This is a genomic window from Ancylomarina sp. (assembly GCF_041555295.1).
GTDB lineage: Bacteria > Bacteroidota > Bacteroidia > Bacteroidales > Marinifilaceae > Ancylomarina.
In genome coordinates this window covers 1-5,407 of record NZ_JBFFKR010000236.1, presented here as the reverse complement: position 1 = coordinate 5,407, position 5,407 = coordinate 1, and the positions used below count along the sequence as shown (strand labels likewise).

At 39.2% G+C, this 5,407-nt stretch carries 3 protein-coding genes; 2 read left to right on the top strand and 1 reads right to left on the bottom strand.

Annotated elements, in window-relative coordinates:
* The first annotated feature begins 486 nt into the window (after nucleotides 1–486).
* Together gatE and gatD are read left to right on the top strand one after the other, a co-directional pair.
* Nucleotides 487–2,451, top strand: coding sequence for a Glu-tRNA(Gln) amidotransferase subunit GatE (gene gatE / locus ABY905_RS13575; RefSeq protein WP_372644774.1), 1,965 nt, complete (start codon nucleotides 487–489; stop codon nucleotides 2,449–2,451).
* Between the two features lie 9 nt (nucleotides 2,452–2,460).
* Entirely contained in the window at nucleotides 2,461–3,843 is a 1,383-nt protein-coding gene (gene gatD, locus ABY905_RS13570) for a Glu-tRNA(Gln) amidotransferase subunit GatD (protein ID WP_372644773.1), read from the top strand.
* Between the two features lie 126 nt (nucleotides 3,844–3,969).
* Here gatD and ABY905_RS13565 read toward each other — a convergent pair.
* On the bottom strand, nucleotides 3,970–5,407 hold a 1,438-nt coding region (locus ABY905_RS13565), incomplete at its 5' end, for an efflux RND transporter permease subunit (RefSeq protein ID WP_372644771.1).

Here is a 5,407-nt window from a genome sequence, read left to right as displayed (position 1 = left end):
TAACAAAATTATTTTTACCTTTTTTATTATTTAACATGTATGGAAAACTAAAGCCCCCCCAAGCTTGAATGCGTTTGGGGGCTTTAGAATAGTTTATCGTTTTATTCAGTTCTTTCGTAAGGATATACATTCTTAAAACTTTTTTCCTGCCATTTTATTTATTCTTGCGGATATAGGATAGACACAAAATATTGTGCTCCGATTTACTGATACAAGACGTCCAAATTGGATGTCTCTAAGGTTATATAAATATGATGAAGGTTAAATGTGGGCTTCGTTACTTATATCGATTTTAAAATACGCCTTAGTGCATGCCTCTTAAAATGCTCCAAATATTCTATCAGGTCAGAGCATGCCTTTCTTCTGTCAAATTTGGTCATCTTTTCATAGCTCTATAAGCAGTTAATTATTAGCCAATTCTATAATACAGGCTTGCTAAACTTAATAATCTTATCTACCTTATGGCTTCCAAAATTAAAACCCACTATGCCTAAATTTAACCCAGTAAAAAACTACCAGAATACCCGAAAAACCATAGGGTATGTCTCCAGAAAAGAAGCGACAGAAAAGGATTACAAACGAATCGGATTTATGTCTGGTTTGGAAGTCCATCAGCAGCTCAAAACCGAAAAAAAACTCTTTTGTCATTGTCCAGCTGGTCTATTGCATGACCATAAGGATTATGATGCCGAAATTATTCGCCATATGCGTCCTACCTTATCGGAACTTGGCGAATACGATGGAACCGCTTTAATGGAGTTTAAAACCAGAAAAGAGATTACTTATCGTTTAAACAACAATTCGGCTTGTACCTACGAAATTGACGACACCCCCCCTTTTATTATTAATAAGGAGGCTTTGGAATATGCCCTTGAAATCTCTTTGCTTTCCAATCTTAATATTGTGGGCGAAGTGCATATCACGCGTAAGCAATATTTGGATGGCAGTATCCCCGCAGGTTTCCAGAGAACAGCTATTCTTGGTGTTGAAGGCCATATTCAGTTGAAGAATAAGAAAGTTCGTTTAATCCAGTTGAGTATAGAAGAAGATTCCTGTAGAGAAATTTCGGATATAGGCCACAAACGTGTGTATAAAACCGATCGTTTGGGCATGCCACTGATCGAGACTGTTACCTATCCCGATTGTGAAACCCCTGATGAATTAAGAGAAGCTGCGGAATACATCCGTTTTCTTAATCGAAGTACAGGCAAAGTTCGTACAGGCATGGGCGCTGGTCGCGAAGATGTTAATGTGAGCTGTAAAGGCGGTACTCGTGTGGAGATAAAGGGTGTTGCCCATAATAAGTGGATACCAGAACTTTCTCATAATGAAGCTTTCCGTCAGTGGGCCTTGATCCATGTTCAAAAACTGCTTAAAGATCAGGTTAAGAATCAGGAGACGTGGAAAATCAAGAGTATAAAGATTGATCCTGACGCATTGGAAAATAAGCTGATAGCAGATATGGTTTTTACCGATATGGAAGTGTATGCTGTTAATTTGGAAGGTTTTCAGGGCATTCTATCTCATTTCACTCAACCCAGCCAATGCTTTGCCAACGAAATTGCTGATCGATTAAAGGTTATTGCTTGTATCGAGAAGCCTAATATGATTCATTCGGAAGAGATTGATGGTACGAGCATAAAAGCTGACTTTGATAAAATTAAAGAGCTTTTAAATGCGGGTGAAACCGATGCTCAAATTATCTTCTGGGGACTAAAAGAGGATATTCCTACGGCTATGGAAACCATTGAAGAAAGATGCACCATGGCATTCGATACGATTCCTGAGGAAACTCGTAAATCCTTTAAGGATGGGACTACCATATTTGAAAGAGTACTGCCAGGAGCAGATAGAATGTATCCTGATACGGATTCGGCTCCTATCCCATTACCACTTTCTTATATCGAAAGTCTGGACAAGAATTTACCCGTTGATATTTCCAAACGTTATGAGCAACTCCGCAATTGGGGCATCCCAACTGATGCCGATCATTATATCTTAAGGAACAATTTAGTTCCGGTTATCGAGAAAATCGAAAAACTAAAGATCCCTGCCAAATTTATTGGAACCTTCTTCGCGCATAACTTGAAATATGTAGAAGGGAAATACAAAAAGCATGAAGACTTTAAATACAATCGCATTGTAAAAATGTTTAAATACATACAAGAGAACAAACTTCATTATGCCATTTCCAAGCTGATGATGCCTGTGTTAATTGAGCATCCTAATATGGATTTCTCTTCGATTCTGACCAGCATTAATTTTAAGAAAAAAAGCCTTGAGGAATTATTAGCTCCCGTTAATTATCTGAATGAAAAATTCAAAGAGACCAATGGTAAAACGGATAAAAAGAAAACCGTTGATTGGATTATGGGCCAGCTTCATAAGCAGGCTACAGGAAATTTAGCCTTAAGCGAATTGAAAACTAAAATTGAAAAAGCTATTAATTAGTCTACTATTATGGAAGATATTTTTCAAGGATACAAGGGAGGTGCGCTAGAAGTACTCAAAAAATATAATGTGAGAGTTTGGGGAACCGCAAAAATTATCACAATACGTGGCGATTTTGAAGGCACCATTCTACCTCGATCGGAAAATGATGACGATCAGCATATTGTTTTAAAAATTATAACGGGTTATAATATTGGTGTTGATATCATCACCATAACTGACATGAAGGAAACTGGCTACAAAAAGGCCAATTATAAAATACCCGAAAAAGAGTTTCCTTTTACTGAAGGTCTGCCTAGTGTCAAATTATTTGGTACGGGAGGTACTATTGCCTCGCGACTGGATTATAGAACAGGAGCTGTTATTCCTGCTTTCTCGCCAGGAGAACTATATGGTGCTGTGCCTGAATTGGCCGATATCTGTAATTTAACAACCGAGAAAGTCTTTGCCGTATTTAGTGAAAACATGGGGCCTAAACAGTATCTACAACTGGCTAAAGCCATAGGGAAAGAAATTGAAAACGGTGTTGATGGTATTGTTATTGGTCATGGTACTGATACCATGCATCACACGGGAGCTGCTCTAACCTTTATGGTGCAAAACTCACCTGTTCCTATCGTTATTGTGGGATCGCAACGTTCGTCAGACCGGCCAAGTTCCGATGCTGCTTTAAACCTGATGCATGCCATGTTTGCTGCTGGAAATTCTGATATTGCTGAGGTGATGGTTTGTATGTTTGGCCCCACTTCGGATGAATACGGCTTGTTGCATAAAGGAACCCGTGTGCGTAAGATGCACTCCTCCTACCGATCGACTTTCCGTACCATTGGAGATACACCGCTGGCTATGGTCAATCGTCATAAAATTGATTACATCAAAAAAGAATACAAGCCTAGAAGAAAAGACAGAAATGTTACAATAAAGCCCTATTTCAGTGATAAAGTCACTATGTTATATTACTACCCAGGCATGAAACCTGACGTTTTGGATGCCATGGTTGATTGTGGCTACAAAGGCATAGTTTTTATAGGGACAGGCCTAGGTCATGTGAATAAAGAACTGTATCCATCCATTGCTCGTGCTAAGAAAAAAGGCGTGTATATGTTTATGACGCTTCAAACCATTTGGGGCTATGTTCAGATGTTTGTTTATGAAACCGGGCGTGAAATGATGTCACGAGGTATTGTTCCTGGTGGCAATATGTTACCTGAGGTTGCCTATATCAAACTGGGATGGGCACTTGGTCAGACCGATGATCTGGAAGAGGTGCATAAGTTAATGATAACACCTATTAACGATGAAATAACAGAAAGAGAACCTTATAATGGTTACCTTCTGTATCAGGGAGGGATTCCTGAGGTGGAAGCCTTTATTAAGGCGGTTCATAAATAGGGAATGTACTACATTTTCACAATACATCCATTCAGGCGCAATAAATTGCGACTCTACAGTTTTACTGCATAAAAAACGCCCCAAGCTTTAATTAGTTTGGGGCGTTTGATTCAATATAAAATCGTATTATTTATAATTCTTTTTTTCAGTGATATAATAAATCAATGGAACAATTAGAAGCGTTAAGAAAGTAGATGCTATGGTTCCACCCATTAGCGAAATGGCTAATCCTTGGAAAATTGGATCGAATAAAATCACTACGGCTCCAATAACAACAGTTCCTGCTGTTAATAGAATTGGTGTAGTTCTTACGGCTCCGGCTTCAATTACAGCTTCCTTAAATGGACTTCCCTCTTTCAAACGCAGATTAATAAAGTCGATGAGCAGTATGGAGTTCCGAACCATAATACCCGCCAGAGCAATCAGGCCAATCATCGATGTTGCGGTAAAGAAAGCACCCATTAACCAGTGACCAACCAAAATACCTATAAGTGATAGAGGAATAGCAACCATCATTACAAATGGCACTTTAAAGTTTTGGAACCAACCAATTATCAGCATATAGATTACGAGTAGAACAACAGCAAATGCCGTTCCTAAATCGCGGAATACCTCGTAGGTTATTTGCCATTCGCCATCCCATTTCAGGCTATAATCATCTTCGAATAGAGGCTGTTGTGTGTACTCCTCGGTTAAAGAAAAACCCTGTGGTACTTTGATCTCACCTAAATTTTCTGAGATGCCCATAATACCATAAACAGGACTTTCAAGCTTACCTGCCACATCAGCTGTCACATAAACGACACGCTTCTGGTTTTTACGGTAAATACTCTTCTCTTTGTTAATCTCATTAATCTCAACAATATCGCCAATGGCTAACATCTCACCTGTTTGGGTCAAAATATTCACCTTTTTCAAATCGTTTATGCTTGACCTCTCCTCCTCTTTTAAACGAAGATTAATGCCAATTTGATTGTGTTCTTTTTCTTGGTAGAACTGAGACACATCCTGACCATTTAAAGTCATAGCAATAGTTTGAACAACTTGTTGAGTACTTACACCAGCCAACATAGCCTTCTCCTTATTCACATCAAACTGGTACTCTTTATGATCATCTTCAATCAACCAATCTACATCAACCACATCAGGTGTTTTGCTAAATAGCGTTTTTAATTGAGAAGCAATCGCAATTTGTTCCTGATCATTAGGTCCATATACTTCAGCAACTAAAGTTGACATCACAGGAGGTCCAGGAGGCACTTCAACGACCTTAACATTGGCATTGAATTTCTTCCCTATGGCTTGTAAGCCCGGGCGCATCGCCTTTGCAATATCATGCGATTGTTCATCTCTATCGTGTTTGTGAGTCAGGTTCACCTGAATATCGGACATATTAGCCCCCCTACGCAAGTCGTAATGACGAACCAAACCGTTGAAATTCATTGGAGCAGCTGTACCGACATAAGATTGGTAATCCATCACATTGTTTTGCTGTGCCACATAGGCTGCAAGCTCTTTAGTTACCATTGCCGTACGCTCAAGGGTTGTTCCCTCGGGCATATCG